The organism is Actomonas aquatica, assembly GCF_019679435.2.
Taxonomy (GTDB): domain Bacteria; phylum Verrucomicrobiota; class Verrucomicrobiia; order Opitutales; family Opitutaceae; genus Actomonas; species Actomonas aquatica.
In genome coordinates this window covers 1,190,026-1,214,930 of the sequence record NZ_CP139781.1, presented here as the reverse complement: position 1 = coordinate 1,214,930, position 24,905 = coordinate 1,190,026, and the positions used below count along the sequence as shown (strand labels likewise).

General features: G+C 64.3%; 7 protein-coding genes. 1 reads left to right on the top strand and 6 read right to left on the bottom strand.

Going from position 1 to position 24,905, the window contains the following annotated elements:
- Positions 1-92: 92 nt before the first annotated feature.
- Positions 93-2,513 carry a TonB-dependent receptor gene (locus K1X11_RS04595; protein ID WP_221031772.1) on the bottom strand — a complete coding sequence of 807 codons (2,421 nt, stop codon included), beginning with the start codon at positions 2,511-2,513 and terminating at the stop codon, positions 93-95.
- 179 nt (positions 2,514-2,692) lie between these two features.
- On the opposite strand from K1X11_RS04595, the gene K1X11_RS04590 reads away from it, so the two are divergent.
- Positions 2,693-6,112, top strand: a complete 3,420-nt coding sequence (locus tag K1X11_RS04590; RefSeq protein WP_221031771.1) for a 7TM-DISM domain-containing protein — start codon at positions 2,693-2,695, stop codon at positions 6,110-6,112.
- A gap of 36 nt (positions 6,113-6,148) precedes the next feature.
- On the opposite strand, the gene K1X11_RS04585 is transcribed toward K1X11_RS04590, so the two are convergent.
- The 5 genes from K1X11_RS04585 to K1X11_RS04565 all read right to left on the bottom strand — a co-directional run bounded on the left by K1X11_RS04585 (position 6,149) and on the right by K1X11_RS04565 (position 24,776).
- Positions 6,149-8,380, bottom strand: coding sequence for an autotransporter outer membrane beta-barrel domain-containing protein (locus K1X11_RS04585; RefSeq protein WP_221031770.1), 2,232 nt, complete (start codon positions 8,378-8,380; stop codon positions 6,149-6,151).
- A 32-nt stretch (positions 8,381-8,412) separates the two neighbouring features.
- Positions 8,413-15,567 carry a beta strand repeat-containing protein gene (locus tag K1X11_RS04580; RefSeq protein ID WP_221031769.1) on the bottom strand — a complete coding sequence of 2,385 codons (7,155 nt, stop codon included), beginning with the start codon at positions 15,565-15,567 and terminating at the stop codon, positions 8,413-8,415.
- A gap of 386 nt (positions 15,568-15,953) precedes the next feature.
- Positions 15,954-18,158, bottom strand: coding sequence for a hypothetical protein (locus K1X11_RS04575; RefSeq protein ID WP_221031768.1), 2,205 nt, complete (start codon positions 18,156-18,158; stop codon positions 15,954-15,956).
- A 42-nt stretch (positions 18,159-18,200) separates the two neighbouring features.
- Entirely contained in the window at positions 18,201-22,682 is a 4,482-nt protein-coding gene (locus K1X11_RS04570) for a YDG domain-containing protein (RefSeq protein WP_221031767.1), read from the bottom strand.
- A gap of 456 nt (positions 22,683-23,138) precedes the next feature.
- Positions 23,139-24,776, bottom strand: a complete 1,638-nt coding sequence (locus K1X11_RS04565; protein ID WP_221031766.1) for a peptide chain release factor 3 — start codon at positions 24,774-24,776, stop codon at positions 23,139-23,141.
- Positions 24,777-24,905 lie beyond the last annotated feature (129 nt).

The following is a 24,905-nucleotide window of genomic DNA, read 5'->3' as shown; positions in this document are numbered from 1 at the left end:
CTAAGTGCTTAGCCCTAAACGTAATGAGTTAAACACCCTAGGCTATCGGGCGCAGTTTGGCGGTGGGCAAAATGCATCATTCGAGCGGACGCTTAGAACGTCCGCGTGAGCCGCAGGCCGAAGCGGCGGCCGGGGCCGGGCACGTAGGTGGGCACGCCGAGGTCGTTGCCGATGTTGCCAGCGTCGAGTAGGTAAGCCTCGTCGAAGGCGTTTTCGATCCAGGCGGTGACCTGCCAGGCCTCGCGGTTCCAGTAGAGCTGGGCGGTGGCCAAGCCGTAAGCAGATTGCATCAGTGCGGGGTCGTTGCTGTTTTCGAAATAGACCCGGCTTTGCCAGGTCCAAGCCGGACTGAAAGTCCAGGTGCCCCAGCTCGTGGGGCGCGTCCACCGCAGACCGACGGAGGCGGTTTGCTCGGGCGTGAGCCGGGAGGTGTTGCCGGCGAAGAGCTGAGTGCCGCCGGCCGTGCCGGTGTCGTTGAACCGGAAGCGGGTGTAGCCGTAGCTCAGGATGCCCCAGAGCGTCGGCGTGAGCTGGCTCTGAGCGGTCAGTTCAACCCCGCGAGATTGAGCCCGGCCGGCGTCGACCGTGCGGCGGCGGGCGTTCTCGACTTCGAAGGTTTGGAAATTCTCGTAAGTGAGGGCGAAGAGCGCGGCGTCGAGCTGGAGGCGCTCGTCCCAGAAACGCCCCTTGTAGCCCAGTTCGTAGTGCTGGAGTCGCTCGGGCTGTAAGCGCGTGAAGCCGTTCTCGTCGATGCGCAGCACGGGCGGACGCACGCCGCGCGAGACCGTGAAGTAGGTGCGTTGGCGGTCGGTCCAGGCGTAGGACACGCTGGCTTGGCCGGTGACGGAGTGGACGGTCTCGGTTGCGGTCTGTTCGGATTGGACCGGGAAGAAGGCGTTGGGGTAGGCCGGCTGTTCGGTGACGATGGGGATGAAGCCGAGCACGCTGGGGGTGTTGCCGGGATCGACGTGGTAACGGGTTTCGATGTCCTCCGCGCTCCACCGGGCACCGAGGTCGAACTCGAGCCCGGACGGCGCGGCCCAAGTGAAGCTGCCGAAGAGATCGCGGATGGCGCGGTCACTCTCGTTGACGTAGCTTTCGTGGTGGAGGCTGTTCGAGAGAGGCAGCCCGGCGAGGCCGGCGAAGCCGCTCAGGGGCGGCGGCGCAAATTGCAAGTTGGCGAGGCTCAACGGCAGGTGAGTCACCCGCTGGACCGTGCCATCGGCGGCGATCATGGGAACATCCTCGGCCGCGGGCAGGGCGAGTTGGGCGAGACCAGTGGCCTGTGCGGCGGCGAGGTCGGGGGCCACGCCGGCGTCGATGAGGCCGAGGCGCACGCGGTCGCTGAGGTTGCGGCGCAGGAGTGGGCGCAGCAGGGGCCAGAACTCCTGCTCGTTGGTGAGAAAGACATCCTCGATGCGGCGTTCACTCCAGTAGGCTTCGGCGCCGATCATGGCGCGCCATGGAACTTCGGGTGGCGCGTAGTCGAGGCGCAGCTCCTGGCTGTATTGGCGGTGATGGCCGAAGTCGGTGAGTTCAAAGGCGAGGGCTTGGGAGCCATCGGCGTCGAGTTCGCGGCGGGTGTTGAAGCGACGCCAGCCGGTGATGCTGGTGAGGGTGAGGGCGTCGCCGAGCTGTCCGGTGGCCGTGAGGGCGAGGCTGGCGATCTCGCGAGAGTTGTGCAGGGCCTCGGCGCGGTTGAGTTGGGGCGCGCCGAAGGGACCGGTGAAACCTTCGATGGTGGGAAAGCGGAGTTGTTTGAAGGCGACGGCGGAGGGCGTGTCCTTCTGGTAGTTGCCGACGAGGGTGAGGTCCCAGCGGGCGGAGGGTCGCCAACGCAGGGAGTTGCGTAGCGCCAGCGTGTCTTGAGCGAAGAGGTCACCGCCGGCGAGATTTTCGACGTAGCCGTCGTGGCGAACGCGACGAAGGGCGAAGCGGTTGGTCAGTTGATCGGGGACGAGTTCCAGGTTGGCGACGGCGGTGACTTCGATCGCGTCGAGGTGGCCAGCGCCGACCGACAGCGAGCCGGAGTGGGCGAACTCGGGTTGGTTTTGGAGCAGGTGAATCGCGCCGGAACTGGCGGAGCGGCCAAACTGCACGCTCTGCGGGCCTTTCAGCACTTCGACGCCCTGGAGGTCGAACAACTCGACCAGCGCGCCGCGGGTATCCGAAATGGCGATACCGTCTTGGAAGACCGAAACCCGGGGCGTGAAGAAGGCGTCGCCTTCGTCCGAGGTGATGCCGCGGATCGAGAATCCCGGGAAGAGCGCACTCTGTTCCTGCACGGAGGCGCCGGGCACGAAGGCCAGCGTGCGACTCAGCGAGTCGAGACCAAAGTCGTGCAGAAAGGCCTCATCGAAGGACTGCAGGCTGGCCGGCAGGGTGGCGGTGGAGTGGCCGTGTTGGCGGGCGGTCACTTCAAGGGAAGCCAGTTCGGTCGCGGGTAGCGATTGCCCGACAAGGGGGGCGGCTCCCGCGATCCAGAGGCTGACTAAACCGGTTTTCCATTTCATGCGGGGGGCGATCCTCCTGTGCAGATATTGCGTGGCAAGTTGTTCCCCAACTATTTCCACGCCATCACATTGCAATGTGCGCGACGAGGTCGGTTTTTGCGCAAACCTTTGGCCATTGCGGAGCAATTTCTTGCCTGCGTTAAGCCGCCACCAATTTTCGCAGCATCGTTACGCTACTCATGCCCCTCCTCGGATTTTGTCGGCGATGCGCGCCGTTTGTTTGGTTTGTATTCTTTTGGTCGCTCTTGCCGGTCGCCGGACAGGCCCAAACTCCAGCGCTGGATTTAACCACGGCCGCCGATGGGGTTTTGCTGGGGCCGCATAGTGAGGTGCTGATCGATGTCGAGGGTCAGCTGAGCCTGGAAGACGTCAGGTCGCCCGAGCAGCGGGTGCGCTTTGAGCCCGTGGCGAAGCGTCTGCTGAGTCGGGGGTTCACGAATGCGGTTTATTGGATTCGGTTCAGTCTTTCGAACCCGGGCGGAGTGCGGACGGAGTGGCTGCTGGATTATCCGTTTTCGACCATGGACCAGATCGATTTCTTCCAGCCGCAGCGCGACGGAAGTTATACGGTGCAGCGGGTGGGGGATGTGTTGCCGCTGTCGGACCGGCCGATAGCGCATCCGCATTTTGTGTTCCCGGTGGAGGTGCCGTCGGGGACCGAGCGGACCTTCTACCTGCGGGTGCAGTCCCACGGTGGGGCGATGGTGGTGCCGCTGGTGCTGTATCAACCGGCGGGATTTCTCCAAGGCATTCAATCGGAGCACGCGTTGTGGGGGATCACCTACGGGCTGCTCGGGATCCTGGCGGCTTACGGTATTTTTCAAGCGATCGTCCTGCGCGAGATGGGGCACCTCCATTACACCTTGATGGTGCTCTCGGCGATCATGGGTTACCTGATGGTGAGTGGCTGGGGGAACTACTATCTGTGGGGGAATTGGTCCTATCCGGTGAACAACGAGCTGCCGCGGGTGTGGTTGTTGGCGAGTCTGTTTCTGCTCCAGGCTTTTCGGGCCGTGCTCGATTCACGGCAAGCTCTGCCGCGTATGGACCGGGTGCTGCGCTGGGGCACCTATGCCTTGGCGGGCGGCGTGTTGGTGTCGTGGCTATTCCCCTACGGGGTGCAGATCCAAGCGAGTTTGCTATGCTTGGTGCTGGCGTTGACCGTCGGGGTGACCGCGTCGGTGCTGCGGACGCGGCAGGGCTATGAACCGGCGCGGTATGCGTTGATGGGCGGTGGGGCGATGCTACTGAGTGCGTTGTTCAACAACATCCGCCTTGCCTACGGCGAGGCCCCGATCAACGGACTCGATTTCTATTCGCTGGCGGGCGGATGGGCCGAAGCACTGTTTTTCTCTTTTGGTTTCACCAGTCGTTACAAGGTGCTGCGCTTGGAGAAGGAACGCATCCAGGCGGAGAAGCTGGAGATTCAGGATACCTTGGTGGGAGAGCTCCAGCGGGCGTCGCAGCTGAAGGATGATTTTCTGGCCAATACCTCGCACGAACTGCGCACACCGCTGCATGGAATCATCGGGCTGTGCCAAACGATGGAAGACGATGCGGCGCCGCTGAGTTCGGCCGAACAGCGGCGTAACCTCGATCTCATCATCACGAGCGCGCAACGGCTGTCTCATCTGGTGGGCGACATCCTCGACTTTTCGCGGATGAAGAATCAGGACCTGCGTCTGAATCAGCGGGACTTCGATTTGCGGGGCCCGATCCGTCTGGCCTGTCGGCTCACGGAAACGGCCATCGGGGTGAAACCCGTCGTGCTGCGGAGCGAGCTGCCGGCGGCTCCGATGATGGTGCACGCCGACGAAGATCGTGTTCAGCAGGTGCTCTTCAACTTGGTCGGAAACGCGATCAAGTTCACCCATCAAGGCTCCGTCACGGTATCAGCCACAGCGGAGGGAACCCAAATCCGCATCCGAGTGAGTGATACGGGTATCGGAATCGCGCCCGACAAGCAGGCGGAGGTTTTCCAGCCGTTTGTGCAGGCCGACGGGTCGATCTCCCGCAACTATGGCGGCACGGGGTTGGGGCTCGCGATCAGTCAGCAGCTGGTGCGATTGCACGGCAGCCAACTCACGTTGGAAAGCGAACATGGTCGCGGGTCGACTTTCGCGTTCACTCTGCCCGTGGCGCAGGGACAGGTCCCAGCGGCCGCGGTGGCGGTCAGTCCGCCGCCGTTGTTGATCGTGGGGCGGGGAGAGGCTGCGCCTTCGATCAGCACGTCGCCTTTTTCGGTGGAGGCGGCGGCCGGGGCGGAGGAAAGCGCGTTGATTTTGGTGGTCGACGATGAGCCGCTGAATATCGAGTTGCTGCGCAGCCAGCTGCAGCGGGAGCGTTACCGGGTCGTCTCGGCCATGGATGGAATCCAGGCGCTGGAGGTGCTCGAGACCGAGCGACCGGATTTGGTGCTGTTGGATTTGATGATGCCGCGGATGGATGGCTACGAAACGTGTCAGCGTATCCGGGAGTCCCATACGTCGGCGGAATTGCCGGTCATCATCCTGACGGCGAAGGGGCAGATGGAGGACCTGGTGCGGGGCTTGCGGGCCGGGGCAAACGACTACCTGAGCAAACCGTTCTATCGCGAAGAGTTGTTGGCGCGCATCAAGAGCCAGTTGGCGCAACTGCGGGCGACCGGGGTGCTGCGGGAGAACGAGCGGCTGGCCGAACGCGTGCAGCACTTCCGCCAAACGGAAGACGTGCTGAAAGCCTCGGAACATCGCTTGCTGCAAATTCTGGAGCGGTCCAAGGAGGCCTCGCTGGTGGTGGATGGGCAGGGCACGATCACCTACGCCAGTCCGGCGCTGGCGGAGACCCTGGGTTACGCGGTGGACGCCTTGGAGGGCATGTCGTGGCGCGAGCTGAGCGAATCGGGGGACGCAGCCGATTGGCCCCCGCCCGAGCGCGGGACTGACGCGGACGTTGCGCAGGCGGTCACGCTGCGGACCGGGGCAGGCGAGTCATGGTCCGGGCAAATGTGGCGCGCCGAGTTGGACTTGGGCGAGGAAGCGTGGCTGTTCAGTTTTAGGGCGCGGACCGACCGCGAGCACGAAACGGTGACTCCGCCGCGTTCGCTGGAATGGATGAAGTCGGTCGAGGTCCACCGGGCTCGGCTACGTCGGCTCTCGGAGGTATTCCAAGAACTCCCCGCGGCGCTGATGGATAAGCGTCCGGAGGTGTTGCAGGAGCTGGAGTCACTCGAAGGCGCGATGGCGAAGCTGAGTCAGCAGTTGGAGCCGGAGGGCGCCCCGGCTGATTTCCCGGCGCTGATCGTGCGGGTGATGACGGATGCGATCGGATGTTGGGAAGCGGACACCGGCAAGTCGGCCATCGAGTTGGCCGAGGCCAGTGGCATCTGGGCGGTCAACATTGATGACGGACGCCTGCGGGCGCGCTCGCTCGAGCGCTACCTCGATGTGGAGCGGCTGCCGCAGCGACCGCGGTGGCGCAACGTGATCAAGACCGCTCACTATGTGCTCAGCTGTTCGAAACGCCCCTCGGCAGCGAGCGAGCGTTTGAACGCGTCCTTGGAGCAACTCCTTCAGGCGGCCCACCGACGAAACCTCATGCCGCCGGTCAACCCGGTATAGGGTTGACCGCGGCGGCGCCGAGTTGAGCGGAGCGGTTTACTCAGGCAGTTCGTAGATTTCGATGAGGGCGTTGCCCTGTTCGCCGTCGGCGCTGGCGCTCAGTTCCACGGTGTAGGCGCCGGGGGCGAGGGTGACGATGAGGCCGGCGTCGGCGGCACCGTCCGCGAGGGCGAAGGCGCCGAGGGTGGTGTTGGCCGTGGTGATCTCGGTCGCGGTGGCGGTGCGTTGGCCGGCGAATACCGGAGTGGCGGTCTGCCAATCATCGTTGGCGGCGACGACCTGGCGGTCGGCGTTGTAGACCTTTACCTGCGGGTCCATGAGCACACCGGAGACGCCTTGGGCGGCGAGGCCGGGGCCGATGCCGCGGACGAGAACACGCTTGGGGCTGTTGCCGGTGACGATGAAGCCGCCGATGAGCACGCCTTCGCCGCTGGTGACGTCACCGCGGGAGGAGATGTTGACCAGGCGCTGGTATTCAGAATTTGGATTCTCGGCGGCGTCGTAGATTTCGGCGATGGCGATGCCGCCTGCGCCGGTGTGGTTGACGTGCAGGGTGTAGACGCCGGGGGCGAGCTCGGTGACGAGGGCGGCGTCGAGGCTGCCCTCGGGGAGCGGGAAGGCGCCGGTGACGGTGGCGGCCATGGCGGCGTTGGCGTCATCGGACCACGTGTCGGAGGACATGAGCTCGGAGCCGGCGGCGTCGAAGAGGGTGATGCGCGGATCGGCGACGGGGTTGTCGATGCCGTAGTCGGCGAGGGTGGGACCGACGGCGCGCAGGAGCACACGTTTGGGTTGGTCACCGCCGATGACAAAGCCGGTGATGAGCGGCGAGCCGTTCACGTAGGCGCGGGTAGAGAGGTTTACCAGGCGATCGGTGCGGGTGGTGCCGGTGGAGAGACCCGCGAAGGCATCGGTCGATCCGTCGGGCAGCACGATGGTGCCAGTGACGGTGGTGCTCGCCGCATCAACGGCGCCGTTGATGGTGAGGTTATTCGCGGTGGTGACACTGAAGGAGCCGTTGGTGGCGATGGTGCCGGCGCCGCCGCCGATGATGGTCGGGGTGACCGCGAGCACGTAAACCTTGCCGGTGGTGCCGACGATGGAGGAGACGGTGCCGCTGGCAGAGTTGACCGAAGATGATTCGTAGAGGCCGGCCAGGGGCGCGGTGGGACCATCGGCGGGTTCGAGGGTGCCGGTGAGGGTGATGCCCAGTTCGGCGATTTGCAGGTTGAGCGTGCCGTTGGCGACTGAGCCGGTGAAGGTGTAGGCCATGTCGGCCGCACTCTGGCGAGGCTGGTCGGCGCCGGTGCGCTTGCGCAGGGAGTTGAAGGCGAGCGCAGCGGCTGCTGTGCTCGGGTTGCCGAGGACCTGCAGGGAGATGGCGGTGACGGTGTTGTTGTTCTGCACCTGGAAGGTGAGGATGTAAAACTGACCGGTGGAGGCGATGGTGCCAAACAGGGTGCCGGTGGTCTGACCAGCGGGGATCTGCACGGCAAAGTCCGTGCCTTCGCTGGTGGTGCCAAAGTAGATCAGGGGACCGGCGGGCACGACGTTGAAGGTCTGAGAGACCGCGTCGGCAGGCACGTAATACAGGTCGCCGCCCTGTTCGGCGCGGATCACGACTGCGCCGGTGGCACCGGTGAGGGTGACGACGTTGCCAGAGATCATGGCCGGCCCGGAGACGACGGTGTAGGTGATGGGCAGACCGGAGGGGGACGTGGCGTCCAGGGTGAAGGACGGGTCGTTGGCGCGTTTGGTGCCGATGGCCGGGAAGGTGATGCCATTGTCCAAGCTGGGGGCCGGAGTGAACGCGACCGGATCGACCGGCAGGGTGGTGGCATCAGGGGTGTCTTCGGTGCGGATAATGACCTCGGCGGTGACCTCGGTGTCGACCGTCACGTCGGCCGGATAGCTGACGGTGAAGGTGAAGGACGCCGGGGCGGTGGGCACATTAAAGTAAGCCCATTCCAACAGGTCGGTGGTGCCGACGGACGGCGACAGATCGACCGAACCGTCGTCGGAGACATAGGCCCAGCCTTCGGGCAGAGTCACGGCCCAGGCGAGCGCGGAGGTGTTTTCCGGGTAATCGGTGGCCGTCGCGGTGAAGGTGAGCGTGCCGCCGCTGGTGAAGGTTTCATCTGAGTCAGCCCCGAGCGTGAGCGTGGCGGTCGGCGTGGGGATGGGCGCCGGCATGGGCACCTCGGCGGTGCTCAGACCGAAGAGGGTGGCGGCGGTGAGCAGGAACGCGGTAAAAGCGAAGCGTTTCATAGTGGTATCCGGTTGGTGGTGACGTGCCGGGTTCAGGGGACCATGGCCGGGCCGGGGGCGAAGCCGTCCTCGGTGTTCGGGTTGTAGTGGTATTCGCCGGTGCGAGTGGAACCGACACGGCTGTTGTAGAGCTCGATGATGCGGGTGAGCTCGAGCAGGCTGAGCTGACCGTCGTCATTGGAGTCGGCGGTGTGAGGCAATATGCGCGTGCCCGGCCCCGGTTCATATCTGTCGACCGTCTCGTCGTTGGAACGATATTCGCCGGTGCGGCGCGTGCCCTCGCGGGTGTTGTAGAGTTCTACCATGCGCAAAAGCTCGGAGAGCGAGATGTGGTAGTCGCGATCGGTGTCACCGAAGTGGTAACCCGGGGTGATGGTGAAGGCGGCGTTTTGGCCGGCGAAGGCATAGTTGGTGGCCGAGAGGCCGGCCACATCGACCGAGACCGTGTAGTCGCCGATCGCGCTGGTTCGCGTGGCATCGGTGGTGAGCACCGGGGTGCCGGTGACGACGGCCTCGTCCTCGCCGTTGACGAAGCCCGCGTAGCTGAAGGTCAGCGCGGGGTTTTCATCGCCGTAGACGCGGCTGATGGCATCGGCCGAGACGGTGACCAGCACCGCGGTGATGTCACCGGTGAGGACCGGGTCGGTGAGGGTGTAGTTGGTCGCGTCGGTGCCGCTGAGGGCTAGCCCTGACAGGGTGATCGGCTTGCCGGTGCCGACATCGGCGGTGTCGTAGCTGACGGTGACGCCCGTGTAGTCGGCCGTAACTGTATCGGAGCCTTGGATACCGGTGAGCGTGCCACCGGAGCTGTCGAGGGTGGCGGCGGTGGAGCCGTCGTAGGCTTTGGTGGTGATGGCCAGGCCCGGCAGAGTGAGCTCGGCGGCGGTGATGTCGGCGATGAGCCCGGTGGGCACCGTGAGGCTGTAGTTGCCGGCGGCCGCACCGGTGAGGGTCGAGCCGGAGAGCGTGACAGCCTTGGCGGTGCCGACCGCTTTGTCGGCAAAGGTCGCGGTGACGCTGACTTGGTCGAGGCTCACGTCGTCGGAGCCGACGATGCCGGTGTAACCCAAGGCGCTGTAGTCGATCGTCGCAGCGGTGGTGGCGTCGTAGACTTTGTCTTCGGCGACCAGTCCGGTGAGGCCCAGTTCAGCAGCGGTGATGTCGGCCGTGGTGGCCGGCTGGGTGAGGGTGTAGTTGCCGGTGGCGGTGCCCGCGAGGGCGAGACCGCTGACGGTGACATCTTTACCGGTGGCTACGTTGGCGTCGGCGAAGGCGCCGGCCGCGGCGGTCTTATCGAGCGTCACATCCTCGCTGCCGACCACACCCACCAAGGCGGCGGAGTCGGTGTCGAGGGTGGCAGTGTTGTTGCCGTCGTAGACTTTATTGGCCGCGGTGACGCCGGTGACCGTGAGCTCGGCCGCGGTGATGTCGGCGGTGGGCGTGGGCTGGGTGAGGGCGTAATTCGTGGCAGTGGTGCCGGTGAGGGTGATACCGGAGACGGTGACCGACTTGGCGGTGCCGATGTTGGCATCGGCGAAGGCGCCGGTGGCCGCGCTGGTGTCCAGGCCGACGTCGTCTCCGGAGACGGCGCCGTCGAGAGCGGCCGATCCGGTATCGAGGGTGGCGTCGGTGGAACCGTCGTAGGTTTTGGTGGTGGCGGTGACACCGGTGACGGTCAGCGGGGCGGCAGTGATGTCGGCCGTGGTGGTGGGTTGGACCACCGCGTAGTTACCGGCCTGGCTGCCCGAGAGGGTGATGCCGGTGACCGTCACGGTTTTGCCGGTGCCGACGTTGGCGTTGGCAAAGGTGCCGGCTGCGCCAGTGGTGACGGGATTCACCGTATCCGAACCGATGATGCCGACGAGGACGGCGGAACCGCCGAGGGTGGCATCGGTGGAACCGTCGTAGGTTTTATCCACGGCGGTGACGCCGGTGACGGTGAGTGGTGCCGGGGTGATGTCGGCGGCGGTGGTGGGTTGGGTCAGCGTGTAGTTGTCGGCGTCGGTATTGGACAACGCGAGGCCGGAGACGTTGACGGTGATGCCCGCGCCCACGTTGGGGTCGACGAAGGCACCGGCGGCGGCGCTGGTGTCGAGGTCCACCGTATCCGAGGACAGGATACCCTGGAGGGCGGCGCTGCCAGTGGACAGGGCGGCGATGGCCGAGCCGTCGTAGGTTTTGTGGCCGGCGGTGACCCCCGTGACGGTGAGGGTGGCCGGGTTGATGTCGGCGGTGAGGCCGGTCGGCTGGGTGAGGGTGTAGTTGCCGGCGTCGGTGCTGCTGAGAGCAAGACCGGTGACCGTGACAGCCTTGGCGGTGTCGACGGTCTTGTCACCGAAGCTGGCGGCCAGACCGGAGGTTTCCAGACCGACGGAGTCGGAGCCGATGATGCCGACCAAGCTGGCGCCGGTGAGGTCGAGGGTGGCATCGGTGGTCGTGTCGTAGACCTTGTTCTCAGCCAGGGCACCGGTGACGGTGAGACCGGCTGCGGTGATGTCGGCAGTGAGACCAGAAGGCTGGGTGAGGGTGTAGTTGCCGGCGTCGGTTCCGGTGAGGGTGTAACCAGAAACTGCGGTGGCCTTGGCCGAACCAACGGTCTTGGTGGTGAAGCTGGCGGTCGCGGCGGTCGCGTCGAGGGTGACGTCCTCGGAGCCGACGATGCCACTTAGCGCGGCGGTGCCGGTGAGGGTGGCGTCGGTGGTGGCGTCGTAGGTCTTGGAGTCGACGGTGATGCCGGTGATGGACAGTGGCGCCGGAGTGATACTGGCGGTGAGACCGGTGGGTTGACTGAGCGAGTAGTTACCCGCGGCGGTGCCGTCCAAGGCCAAGCCGGAGACCGTGACCGCGAGGTCGTCGCCGATGTCGGCGCTGGGGAAGCTCGCGGTGAGGCTCGCGGTGTTGAGCGAGAGGTCATCGCTGCCGATCTTGCCGGTGAGGGTGACCGCGCTCAGGTCCAAGGTGGCATCGGCGGTGCCGTCGTAGGCCTTGGGGTTGGCGCTGGCGTCGGCGATGGTGATCGGGGCGGCCGTGATGTTGGCGGTGAGGCCGGTGGGTTGGGTGAGGGTGTAGTTGCCAATGGCGGTGCCGGCCAACTGGAAGTTGGCGGCGGTGACGGCGATGCCGTTGCCGACATTGGCCGAGGCAAAGGTGCCGGTGGCGGCGTTGGGGTAGAGGTTGACGTCCTCGGAGCTGACCACACCGACCAGGGCCGCCGAGCTGGTGTCCAAAGTGGCGTCGGTGGTGCCGTCGTAGATTTTGCCGGTGGCGGTGACGCCGGTGATGGTCAGCGCTTTGGCGGTGATGTTGGCGGTGAAGCCGGACGGCTGGGTGAGGCTGTAGTTGGCGGCGTCGGCACCGGTGAGGGTGAAGCCGGCAACGGTGACGGGAATGTCGGTGCCCACATCGGCTGAGGCGAAGGTGAAGGTCGCGCCGCTTTCGTCAAAGTCGACGGTGTCACTCAGCAGAGCGCCATCGAGTAGCGGCGTGCTGTTGTAGGTAGTGGCGGTATTGCCGTCGTAGACCTTGGAGGCGATGCCCATGCCGATGAGGGTGACCGGCTTCGGGGCGATCGTGATGGAGAGAAAGCCACCGGTGGTATTACCGGCGGTGTCGCTGACCAGCACCGGATAACCGGTCGCGGTGGCGACGGCGGTGGGGGTGCCGGTGACGGCGCCGGTGGTGGGGTTGAGCGAGAGGCCGGCGGGCAGGCCAGTGGGGGCGACAAAGCTGACCGGGCCACCGCTGGCGGTGAGGGTGTAGGTCGAAGCGGTGCCGTAGTTGAGGGTAGGCGTGATCGAACTGGTGATGACCGGGCCGGTGTTGTCCAAGGTGATGGTCAGGCCGGTGGACGCGCTTGAGGTGTTGTTGGCCGCGTCGGTGGCTTTGGCCGTGACGGTGTGGTCACCTTCGCTCAGGACGGAAGTCTGGATCGACCAGTTGCCGCCGGTGGCGGTGCCCGTGCCAATCACGGTGGTGCCATCGGTGTCGTAGAGCGTGACGGTGGCGCCGGCTTCGGCGGTGCCGTTGAAGGTGGGTTGGGTGCCGGTGGTAATGTTGTCGGTGTTGGAGGTGCCGTTGTCGGAGCCCGCGGCGAGATCGGGCGTGGAGGGAGCGGCTGGGGCCACGTCGTCGACCACGGTGATGGAGAAGGCTTCGGCGTAATTGTCGGTGCCGTCGTTGGTGTTGATGCGCACCGAGTAGGCACCGGCGGAGAGGGCTGCGGCGTTGTTGGCGCGAAGGCTTGTGCCACTGATGTTGAAGGACGCGTTGTCCGTGTCGCCCGTGCCGGCGACCAATGTGTAGATGTGGCTGTCGCCGCTGTCAGAGTCGGTCGTGGAGAGGGTGCCGACCGTGGCGTTGGTGCCGCCGGATTGGTTGACCGTAGTGCTATTCAGCGCGATGTCCGTCGGGGCGGTGTTGGCGACTGGAGAGCCCAGCACTAGATCATTGATAGAATGATGGCTGGCCGACTGGTCTCCGATGTAGCCGCCGGCAGAAATAAAGAGTCTGACCTCGTCGACGTTGCTGAAGGTGCTGTCGAGGGTGACCGTCTGCGGACTGTAGCTGGGGTCATAGCCTTCGAACGAAGTGGCGGCGACCTGTGTGCCGTCGCGGTAGCCAATGACGGAGATCGTCGTCGATTCCGTGTCTCCCCAGTTATAGTAGTCAAAGGAGGTGAGTCTAAACTCACTGCCGTCAGCGGATTTGATGGCGAAGCCCTTAGACCCAGCGTTGGTATCGTTGGTCAACCCGGTGAAGCTGGCATCGGTGCTTCCTAGAAACGTGTTGTCATGCCAACTGAGAGGAGTGTCCAGGGTGCCGTTTGTGTCCGAGATGAGGAAAATTTGGATATCAATGTCGCTGATCGGATTTGATCCGCCTTCGCCGTCGCTTGCGATGTCATCGCCGGAAATATCGGTGCCGTTCCGGGTGAAGCTAAGCGTTGGGGAAGAGCTGAGCGACACTGCGACGGAAAGCGTAAACGCCTTTGCAAAGGTGTCGGTGCCGTCACTGGTTTGGATACGGACGGAGTAGGCGCCGGGGGAGAGGGCCCCGGCGTCGTTGGCGCGCAAGGTTGTGCCACTGATGTTGAAGGACGCGTTGTCCGTATCGCCCGTGCCGGCGACCAGCGTGTAGGTGTGGCTGTCACCGCTGTCAGCGTCAGTCGTGGAGAGGGTGCCGACGGTGGCGTTGGTGCCGGCGGATTGGTTGACCGTCGTGGCGCTTAGCGCGATGTCCGTCGGGGCGGCATTGCCGGAGGCTTGTTGGATGTTGACCGCCAGGTGGAGGAGGGCACCGCCGTTATGAGTCCAAGCGAGGGGGACTGAACTGGCACCGCGTTTGATGGCGGTGGTGTAGGTGCCGTAACCACTGCCGAGCGGCAGGCGGCTGTAGCTGGTGAGAGGCCGAGCAGTGGAGGGCGTGAGCGTTGCCGCGCCGCCAGATCGGTAGACATCAAAGATCTCGAAGACGAGATCGCCGGGGTTGCTGGAAACGGTGAGAGAAGAGGTGGTGCCAGTGGTGGCCTGATTCGTTTGCGCGCCGGAGGTTGGCGTTGATTGATCAGCGCCGGAAAATGCTTCGGCGTGAATAAACTGGATGTCGCCGCTCCCGGCGTGAGTTACAGTGATATCGCCCGTGGTCGAGGAGGCGGAATCGCCCAGCGCGAGAACCCAAATCGAATCCACTGCGGTGCCGTCATCACGTTCGGTGACCTGGGTCATGGCAGAGCCGCCAAACGAAACACCCGTGATGTCGGTTGATCCAGAATTACCGGCAGAGACCAGCAAAACGCGGTTGGTGCCCGCAGGCACTTCGTAGCTCTCCAGTGTCAAGTCGCCGGCATAAAGAGACGTGCGCGGGCTGCCGAGCGGGAGCACGGCCGGCGAGGGATCGTCGGTGATGGTGAGAGAGGTGATGGTGGCGCCGGTGCCGTAGGCGGACCCGTCATTGCTGTCCCAGTTGGCAGGGTTGTTGAGCGAGTAGAGTAACTCGGTGCGGGTGCCGCTCGTCAGTGACCCCAGTTTGTAGCGGGCATTGTTCTTTTCGCCGTAGTAGCCCAGAGTAGAAACTAGGTTGGTGGTGTAGGCCGAATCATATTCGGGGTCGTCGTCCGCGCGGTGCGCTGGATTGGGGAATAGGGATATGGCAGTCGCACCGTTAACCAAACCGGTGGGAAGCGCGGAATCCGAGGTGGCGGTGTTGTTGACGGCGTTCCAGGTGGTGATCGGGTCGTATTTTCCGGCTGCCCAATTGTAGTCGCCGTGGACGCCACCCACAAAGTTGGGAGAAGTCGGGGCGACGCCGGTCGAACTGGTGTAGGCGAGGATGGAATCGCCTGCTAAAAGTGAGAAATTAGAGCCATTTAGCTGAGTCATTGTGCCGCCACCGCCGGTGATGCTCAGCACGCCATCCGTGGCGGTTTCGTCCACGTGGACAACGGTGCCAGCGGAAAGGCCGCCGCCTGGCGCGGTGTAACGGAAGTGCGGTTCGGAATTGGACTGCCAAGCTGACCCCAACCAACCCTGATCGGTAAGGTAAAATGACTGACCCGCCGGGATATCGACCATTGGGACAAAGGAAAACCCGTCTGGTGTGTCGGTGTTAAACCGGACAAAAACAATGTCGCCAGGACTGAGTGAGGCTTGGTTCTGGGCTGGCGTCCAAATGATCGTATCGAAGGCCAAGGCAATCGGGGCCGAGCTATGACTGACCGTGAACGCAGAGACACCGGTCCAATTCAGAGTAATGGTTCCGTATCGGCCAACCGTCCCCGCCGGTGACAGGCTGTCGGTGGACACAACGACGTCCGCGTTGGATCCCGAACCTGCGGTCTGATGAAAGGTGTAGTTCCCGGAAGGCTGCCCGCCGAATACCTCAACCATAACCAGCGAGGTCAGGTCGACCGCAGTGTCGAAAGTAACGGTGTAGCTAGCCTGCGCGCCATTCATGATGGCGGTGAAGCTGTTGGTGCCGCCGGCATCGCCAGCGTCAGTGAGGGTCCACAGGTTGGGACTCGTATCGCTGTCGGAGAGCGTGACCGTGACACCACTGACGGTTTGTTGAACGGTGGCGCCCGACCCTCCGGTTGCTGGCGTGGTATTGGATTCGAAATCGAAGGTTTCCGCCTGCACTGAAATTGCAGCAAGGCACGATAATACGACGGCGAGGTATGAGCGAATGTTCATGGTAGGCGAACTAGGGAAAAAGGGAATTGGAGGAAGCGACCGGCAGGAAGATCCGAAGCGAAAAACCAGGCAGCGCGAGGGGTGAAAGTTGGGTAACTACTTAAAATATAGGAACCTAAGCTCTTGTGGGTCGCCCTCTGCAGCCGGCGCAGTAATCGCAGATGGTGAACCAAGGTGCAGGCGCCTTGCGTGCCCAAGCAATGTTTAATATTCGGAAAAGTAATATTACATAGAATTTAAAATAATGAAATTTCATTTCCCGTTCGGTAGCTCGTTATCAAGCAAGGCGACGTAACACGGTGCGGGACGGGCGCGAAAAAGCCCCGGCGCGCACGGGGCGGCCGGGGCTGAAGGAAGAGAAAAGGTCGGGGGAAGAGCGGTCCGGATTATTCGGGCAGTTCGTAGATTTCTATGAGGGCGTTGCCTTGTTCGCCGTCGGCGCTGGCGCTCAGCTCGACGGTGTAAGCGCCGGGGGCGAGGGTGACGATGAGGCCGGCGTCGGCGGCACCGTCCGCGAGGGCGAAGGCGCCGAGGGTGGTGTTGGCCGTCGTGATCTCGGTCGCGGTGGCGGTGCGTTGCCCGGCGAAGACCGGAGTGGCGCTCTGCCAGTTGTCGTTGGCGGCGACGACCTGGCGGTCGGCGTTGTAGACCTTCACCTGCGGGTCCATGAGCACACCGGGGACGCCTTGGGCGGCGAGGCCGGGACCGATGCCACGGACGAGGACACGCTTGGGGCTGTTGCCGGTGACGATGAAGCCGCCGATGAGCACGCCTTCGCCGCCGGTGACATCACCGCGGGAGGAGATGTTGACGAGGCGTTGGTATTCAGAATTTGGATTCTCGGCCGCGTCGTAGATTTCGGCGATGGCGATGCCGCCCGCGCCGGTGTGGTTGACGTGCAGGGTGTAGACGCCGGGGGCGAGCTCGGTGACGAGAGCGGCGTCGAGGCTGCCCTCGGGGAGCGGGAAGGCGCCGGTGACGGTCGCGGCCATGGCGGCGTTGGCGTCATCGGACCAGGTGTCGGAGGACATGAGCTCGGAGCCGGCGGCGTCGAAGAGCGTGATGCGCGGATCGGCGACGGGGTTGTCGATGCAGTAGTCGGCGAGGGAGGGACCGACGGCGCGCAGGAGCACACGTTTGGGTTGATCACCGCCGATGACGAAGCCGGTGATGAGCGGCGAGCCGTTCACGTAAGCGCGGGTGGAGAGGTTGATCAAACGATCGGTGCGCTGAGTGTCGGTGGCCAATCCGGCGAAGTCGTCTTCGGCGCCATCCGGGAAGACGAGGTGACCGCTGACGGTGGTGCTGGGCGCATCAACGCTGCCGACGATGTGCAGGGACTCGTTGGTGCTGAAGTCAAATGCACCCGAGGTGGCGATCGCACCGGTGCCGCCCGTGATGATGTTCGGGGTCACTGCCAGCACGTAGACCTTGCCGGTGGTGCCGACGATGGAGGAGGTGGTGCCGTTGGAAGCGTTGAGGGACGACGCTTCGTAGAGTCCGGCGAGGTCGGCGGTGGGTCCATCGGCCGGTTCGACCAGTGCAGTCATGGTGACTCCGAGTTCCGCAATCTGCAGGTTGAGCACGCCGCCGTTGAGCGTGCCGGTGAAGGTGTAGGTGGTTTCGGCGCGAGCGATCTCATCGCCGGCGGCGCGACGACGCAGCGAGTTGAAGGCGAGTGAGGCGGAGTCTGCGGTGGGTTCACCGAGCACCTGCAGATCCAGCACGACGACGTTGCCGCTGGAGTCGACTTGGAAGGAGAGGATGAAGTATTGGCCGGTGGCGCGGAAGCGGCCGAAGAGCGTGCCGTTTTTCTCGCCGGCTGGAATTTCGGCGGCGAAGTCCTCACCGTCACTGGCCTCACCAAAGTAAACCAGCGAGCTTGCCGGTATGACGGTAAACGTCTGCGTGGCGGAGCTGGCGGGGAGGTAGTAGAGGTTGCCGGCTTGTTCGGCGCGGATGACGACTTCGCCGGGAGCGCCGGTGAGGGTCACAGTATTCCCGGAGATAAACGCGGGACCGGATACGACCGTGTAAGTGATGGGCAGGCCGGACGGCGAGGTGGCGTCGAGTTGGAAGCTGTCGTCGTTGGCGCGGCGAGTGGCGATCGCCGGGAAGTTGATCGTCTGGTCGCGATAGGGGGCGGGCTCGAAGGTGATCGGGTCGACATCGAGCAGGCCGTAGTCGGTCGCGGAGGACGCCCGCAGCACCACCTGTGCGGTGATGGTGCTGGCTTCGAGAATATCGGCCGGGTAATCGACCGAGAAGCTGAAGATGGCGCCGGTATCCGGAATGTTGATATAGGCCCATTCCAGCAGCACGAGATCACCGGGGGCGGGGGTGATGCTCGGTTCATCCACGCCGCCGGAATAGGTCCAGCCGGCGGGAATCGTGACCGCCCAGGCAATGGCGGTGGTATCGGTCGGATAGTCGGCCGCACTGGCGGTGAAGGTCAGCGTGCCGCCCCCCGTCGAGGTGTTGGGGGAATCGGCGGTGAGCTCGAGCGTGGCGGTGGGGGTGGTGTCGGACCTGGCGAAGCCGACCGCGGCGAACAAGGTGCTGAAGCAGATCGAGAGAAGAAGACGTTTCATGAGGGATGAATTCCGGGACGAAGTGTTGCAGGGCGGTGGGGCTTAGCGGTTGAGCTCGGGGCCCGGGGCAAAGCCGTCCTCGGTCGTGCCGCGGTAGTGGTAGGCGCCCGTGCGGGTGCCGCCTTCGCGGGTGTTGTAGAGTTCGATCACGCGGGTCAGCTCGATGAGGCTGAGTTGTCCGTCGCCGTTGGAGTCGGCGGTGTGTGGTAACAATCGTTCGCCGTCGCCGGGGGCGTAGCGATCGGTGGTGGTGTCGTCGGATTGGTAGGCGCCGGTGCGACGATAGCCTTCGCGGTAGTTGTAGAGCTCGATCATCCGCAGCAGCTCGGAGAGACCGATGGTGTAGTCGCGATCGGTGTCGGCGAAGTGATAGCCGGGATCGATGGTGAACTGCGCATTGGCGGCTGAGAAGGTGTAGTTGGTCGAGTCGAGGGTGCCGAGGCCCACGGTGATGGTGTAATCGCCGATGGCGCTGGTGCGGGTGGCGTCGGTCGAGAGCACAGGAGCGCCGGTCAACACACTGGCGTCCTCGCCGGTGATGAGGCCGGTGTAGGTGGGCACCAGGGCGGGGTTGGGATCGCCGTAGGGACGATTGATATTTTCCGCCGAAACGACGACGGCCACAGGAGTGATGGCGCCGAGGAGACCATCGGGGTCGGTGAGCGTGTAGTTTCCGCTATCGGCGCCGGTGAGGGTGAGCTCGGTGCGCGCGACGTGTTTGTCGACGCCGGCGGTGGCGGTGTCGAAGGTGAGCGTGACGTTGGCGTAGTCCGGCGACACCGTGTCGGAACCCTGCACGCCGTTGAGCGAAGCGGCCGAAGTGTCGAGCGTCGCGGTGCGCGTGCCGTCGTAGGCTTTGGTCTCCACGGCGAGGCCGGTGAGCGTGAGTGTCGCCGCAGTGATGTCGGCGCTCAGGTCGCTCGGCATGGTGAGGGTGTAGTTGCCGGCGGCGGCACCGGTGAGAGCGGAGCCGGTGAGAGAAACGGGTTTGGCGGTGCCAATCGTTTTGTCGGCGAAGGTCGCGGTGACGCTGCTTTGGTCAAGCGAGACGTCGTCGGAGCCAATGATGCCGGTGTAGGCGATGCCGCTGTAGTCGATGGTGGCATCGACGGAGGCATCGTAGACCTTGGCGTTGGCCACCAGACCACTGACGGTGATGCCGGCGGCGGTGATGTTGGCGGAGGTGGACGGCTGGGAGAGGGTGTAGTTACCGCTGGCGGTGCCGGCCAATTGGAAGTCGGCGGTGGTCACGGTGATGCCGGTGCCGACCGACGTGGAGGCGAAGGTGCCGGTGGCGGCGTTGGTGTCGAGGGACACATCGTCGCCGGAGATCGCGCCGACGAGGGAGGCGGCGCTGACGTCGAGCGTGGCGGTGTTGTTGCCGTCGTAGGTTTTGTGCTCCGCGGTGACGCCGGTGATGGTGAGAGCCTTGGCGGTGATGTTGGCGGTGAAACCGGTGGGCTTGGTGAGCGTGTAGTTGCCGGCGGCGGTGCCGCTGAGACCGAGGCCGGAGAGGGTCACGGTCTTGGTCGTGCCGATGGAGGCGTTGGCAAAGGCACCGGCCGCGGAGCTGGAATCGAGGCTCACGTCGTCGCCGGAAACGCTGTTTTGCAGCGCGGCGCCGGAGAAGTCGAAGGTGGCGACGTCGGTGGCGTCGTATTCCTTGGACTGGGCGGTGATGCCGGTGACGGTGAGCGGCCGCGCGGTGATGTTGGCGGAGGTGGACGGCTGGGTGAGGGTGTAGTTACCGTTGGCGGTGCCAGCCAATTGGAAGTCGGCGGTGGTCACGGTGATGCCGGTGCCGACCGACGTGGAAGCGAAGCTGCCGGTGGCGGCGTTCGGGTAGAGGGAGACGTCGTCGCCGGAGATCACGCCGACGAGGGAGGCGGCGCTGACGTCGAGCGTGGCGGTGTTGTTACCGTCGTAGGTTTTGTGCTCCGCGGTGACGCCGGTGATGGTGAGCGCTTTGGCGGTGATGTTGGCGGTGAACCCGGTGGGCGTGGTGAGGGTGTAGTTGCCCGCGGTGGTGCCGCTGAGGCCGAGGCCGGAGAGGGTCACGGTCTTGGCCGTGCCGATGGAGGCGTTGGCAAAGGCACCGGAGGCGGAGCTGGAATCGAGGCTCACGTTGTCGCCGGATACGCTGTTTTGCAGCGCGGCACCGGAGAAGTCGAAGGTGGCGACATCGGTGGCGTCGTATTCCTTGGACTGGGCGGTGATGCCGGTGACGGTGAGCGGCCGCGCGGTGATGTTGGCGGAGGTGGACGGCTGGGTGAGGGTGTAGTTACCGTTGGCGGTGCCGGCCAATTGGAAGTCGGCGGTGGTCACGGTGATGCCGGTGCCGACCGACGTGGAAGCGAAGGTGCCGGTGGCGGCGTTCGGGTAGAGGTTCACATCGTCGCCGGAGATCGCGCCGACGAGGGAGGCGGCGCTGACGTCGAGGGTGGCGGTGTTGTTGCCGTCGTAGACTTTGTGCTCCGCGGTGACGCCGGTGATGGTGAGAGGCTTGGCCGTGATGTTGGCGGTGAAACCGGTGGGTTGGCTCAGCGCGTAGTTGCCCGCATCGGTGCCGGAGAGACCGAAGCCCGCGACGGTGACCGCGATGCCTGAGCCGATGTTGGGTGAGGCGAAGGTGGCCGTGGCGCTGGTGTCATCGAAGTAGACGTCGTCGCCGAAGACGGAGCCGTCGACGAGTGGCGTGCTGTTGAAGGTGCCAGCGTTGGTGGCATCGTAGACCTTGTCGGCCACGCCGAGACCGATGAGCGTCACCGGTTTGCGGGCGACGGCGATGGTGAGGGTTTGTTGGGCGGTGTTGCCCGCGAGGTCGGTGACGGTGATGGTCGCGGCGGAGGAGCCAGCCGATGACGGCGACCCGGTTACGGCGCCGGTGGAGCTGTTGAGCGCGAGGCCGAACGGCATGCTGGCGGTGCTGAAGGCGGTGGGGCTGCCGGAGGCGGTGACTGAGAAGCTGACGGAGGTGCCGTAGGTGGCGTTGGCGGTGGTTGCGCTGGTGAAGGCCGGCGCGGTCGTGTCGATGGTCACGGCGAGTCCGCTGGAGGCGACGGAGGTGTTGCCGGCGGTATCGGAGCTTTTGGCGGTGACGGTGTGAGTTCCCTCGGAGAGGACCGAGGTGGTGATGGACCAATTGCCGCCGGTGGCGATCCCGGAGCCGAGGGCCGTGGTGCCGTCGGTATCATAGAGCGTCACGGTGGTGCCGGCTTCGGCGGTGCCCGTGAGGGTGGGAGTTGTGTCGTTGGTGGTGTTGTCGGAATTGGAGGTGCCGGAGTCGGAGACGCTGCTCAGGTCGGGCGTGGAGGGAGCGGCGGGGGCGACGTCATCGACCACGGTGATGGTGAAGCTCTCGGCGTAGGTGTCGGTGCCGTCGTCGGTTTGGACGCGCACGGAGTAGGAACCGGCAGCGAGGGCGGAGGCGTCATTGGCGCGGAGGCTGTCGCTGTTGATGTTGAAAGACGCGTTGTGCGTGTCGCCAGTGCCCGCGACCAACGTGTAAGTGTGGCTGTCGCCGCTGTCGGCATCGGTGGTGGAGAGGGTGCCCACGGTGGCGTTGGTGCCGCTGGACTGATTCACGGAGCTCGAGCTCAGAGCGATGTCGGTGGGGGCGGTGTTGCTGGGGCCGACCACGGAGGTGACGGCGGCGCCCATGATGGAAAGCAAGCCGTTGAAGGCGGGCCCGGATCCAACGCTGGAACTGGAAACGGCGGTGCGGTCGCCGGTAGCGGGGTCGATCGAATAGATCGTGTTCCGGCCGTAGGAAGCGACGAAGATGTCGCCGGCATTCGTGATCGACAGAGCGTAGCAGGAGCTCAAGGAGTCACCGGTGCCCAGCGAATCTCCCGAGACGAGGGTTTGGGTGCCGGTGGCAGGGTCGACATCGACGAGGTTGTTCCCTCTTTCGTTGGTCACCAGGTAGTGGCCATTGGGACGAACCACCAAGGCCGTGGGGCGGTTCAAATAAGGCGCGAGGGTGGTGACGGTGGTTTGGGCGCCCGTGGCAGGATCGACGCGAATGATGGGGTTCTCGGAATTCAGATTCCCGATGTTGACGACGATAATGCTCCCGTCGTCTTCGACCCACAGGCCGGTGATAGAGGCAAAGTTCTGCGCGACGTAGGAGCGGTCGCCGGTGGTGGGGTTGACGCGGTAGAGATTGAAGCCGCTGCCTTGGTCGCCAACCAGGATACTGCCGTCGGCCTCAATGGCCAGAGCCCACGGATCATTGAAGGAGGGACCGGTGCCGACGGTGCTGGAGGAGACGGTGGTGCGGTTGCCGGTGGCCGGATCGACCCGGATGATGGAGTCGGTGCCGCGGCTGGCTACGTAGAGGTAACCGTCACTCCCTTTGGCAGTGCCCAAAGGGGAGCTGAAATTTGGGCCGGTGCCGAGCGTGGCGGAGGATAGCTCGGTGCGCTCGCCGGTGTTGAGATCGACGACAAAAAGGGAGGCGCCGGAGTAGTTGGAAACGACGGTTTGCTCAGCGTCTAGCCCGGTCGCTGTGAGGCCCAACACGAGGAGCAACAAAAAGGCGGTTACGGCCGAGGCGCGTTGTCCGAAGTTGGAAAAATGCAGGAGCCATGCGGATGCGTTGCTTGCTGCGTTTCGAGCAAATTGGGAAGGAGTCATCGGGGTCGTCAGTCGTTTGCAGATCCATGAATTTCATGAATCCAGACCTGCGACCTACGACCCGATGGGGGGGAACTGTAGTGAAATCGAATGAAAGGGGCGAAGTGCCGAAAAAGCGGCGCGAATGGGAAAAATGCTGTCCAGTGTATTAATGTTTAGGATACGAAATTATGAATGGTTATGGGGTGAAAAAGCACTCAGTTTAAGGCGGGCGGCGGATCAGTGTATCCGATTATGGGATACATAAAGTCTCGGCGCAAATATGCGATGTGACTCGCTGCCTCATGAGGCAGCGAGGCGATGGTGATAGCGCGCGTGCGGGGGCGCGAAGGGGCGCACGCCCTAAGTGGTCGCCAACTCGATCGGTTGGGCGTGCAGCTTCAGGTCCGGGTTTTTCTCGGTGAAGTAATCCATCGTCCAGTCGTTGGGGAAGAGGACCACCGGGTGGTCGAACTTGTCGGTGCCGAGGTGGACGCCGCCGGGCATGAGCAAGGTCTCCGGGGAATCGAGCGACGGGTGCGGCTCGATCCAGCGCAGGTGTTCAAAGGGGGCGGGAGCGAGGCGGGACTTGGCGTTGTATTCGTTTTCCAAGCGCGCCTGCACGACCTCAAACTGCAGCGGGCCGACCGCGGCCAACAGCGTCGCGCCGGGCGGAGAGAAGCGCACCTCGAAGGACTGCATGACGCCCTCGAGCAGGAGCTGCTCAAGGCCGGAGCGATATTTTTTGGCGTCGGCGGGCGTCGGGTTGGTGAGCCAGGCAAACACCTCGGGCGCGAAGCGCGGGATCTCGTCGAAGGCGATGGTGCGGTCTTCGGTGAGGGTGTCGCCGATACCGAAAGCGTCGTGACCGACGAGGCCAATGACATCGCCGGGCCACGCTTCATCGACGGTCTCACGTTCTTGGCCGAAGAGTTTGTGCGAGGAGGAGAGGCGCACGTTTTTGCCGGTGCGTTGATGGGTGACGACCATGTCGCGCTGGAACTTGCCGGTGCACACGCGCAGGAAGGCGATACGGTCGCGGTGCTTCGGGTCCATGTTGGCCTGAATCTTGAAGACGAAGCCGGAGAACTTCTCGTGCGTGACGGGCAACTCGCGGGCTTCGGTGGGAGCCGGCAGACCGGGCGAGTGCATCGCAACGGAGCGACGCGGGGTCGGCGGGATGGAGTCGGTGAGGAAGCCTTGCAGCAGCAGCTCGACGCCGAAGTTGTTCACGGCCGAACCAAAGAACACGGGGGTCTGCTGGCCGGCGTGCACGGCGGCGAGGTCGAATTGGTGACCGGCGCCATCGAGCATCTCGAGTTGTTCCACCGCAGCGGCGTAGGCATCGGGATCGAGGACCTCGCGGAGGGATTCATCGCTGAGGTCGGAGACTTTTTCAGGGGCGCGGAAAGCGCCGCCGGGCGTGCGTTCGAAGAGGTGCACGTGTTTCTGGCGGATGTCGTAAACGCCCTTGAAGGACGGGCCATTGCCGAGCGGCCAAGTGACGGCGACGGGTTCGAGGCCGAGGACGGACTCCAATTCGTCGAGCAAGGCGAGCGGGTCGAGGGTCGGCCGATCGCACTTGTTCATGAAAGTGAAGATGGGCACGCCGCGGCGGCGGCACACCTCGAAGAGCTTGCGGGTCTGCGGCTCGATGCCCTTGGCGGAGTCGATGACCATGAGGGCGGCATCGACGGCGGTGAGCACGCGATAGGTGTCTTCGGAAAAGTCTTTGTGGCCAGGGGTGTCGAGCAGGTTGACGGCGTGGCCCTCGTAGTCGAACTGCAGGACGGTGGAGGAGACGGAAATGCCGCGTTGTTTCTCGAGCGCCATCCAGTCGGAGGTGGTCGCGCGCTGGTTTTTGCGCGCCGTGACGGAACCCGCCAAATGCACGGCATTACCGTAGAGCAAAAACTTCTCGGTGAGGGTGGTTTTACCGGCGTCGGGGTGCGAGATGATCGCAAAGGTGCGGCGGCGAGCGATTTCCTGGGCGGGCGTCATGGCTAAACCGGCGAGCGTCCGGTGCCGATGTAAGACCGTCAAGAGTGGACCCTTGGGGGTAGGCCCCCAGATGGGATAGGGGCTATATCCTACATCCTGTTAGCAGGTGCGTAGTTATAGCACTTAAAT

Coding starts and splice junctions, on each gene's coding strand:
- K1X11_RS04585 (WP_221031770.1), bottom strand. CDS start 8,380: ATGAAACGCTTCGCTTTTACCGCGTTCCTGCTCACCGCCGCCACCCTC.
- K1X11_RS04595 (WP_221031772.1), bottom strand. CDS start 2,513: ATGAAATGGAAAACCGGTTTAGTCAGCCTCTGGATCGCGGGAGCCGCC.
- K1X11_RS04580 (WP_221031769.1), bottom strand. CDS start 15,567: ATGAACATTCGCTCATACCTCGCCGTCGTATTATCGTGCCTTGCTGCA.
- K1X11_RS04565 (WP_221031766.1), bottom strand. CDS start 24,776: ATGACGCCCGCCCAGGAAATCGCTCGCCGCCGCACCTTTGCGATCATC.
- K1X11_RS04575 (WP_221031768.1), bottom strand. CDS start 18,158: ATGAAACGTCTTCTTCTCTCGATCTGCTTCAGCACCTTGTTCGCCGCG.
- K1X11_RS04590 (WP_221031771.1), top strand. CDS start 2,693: ATGCCCCTCCTCGGATTTTGTCGGCGATGCGCGCCGTTTGTTTGGTTT.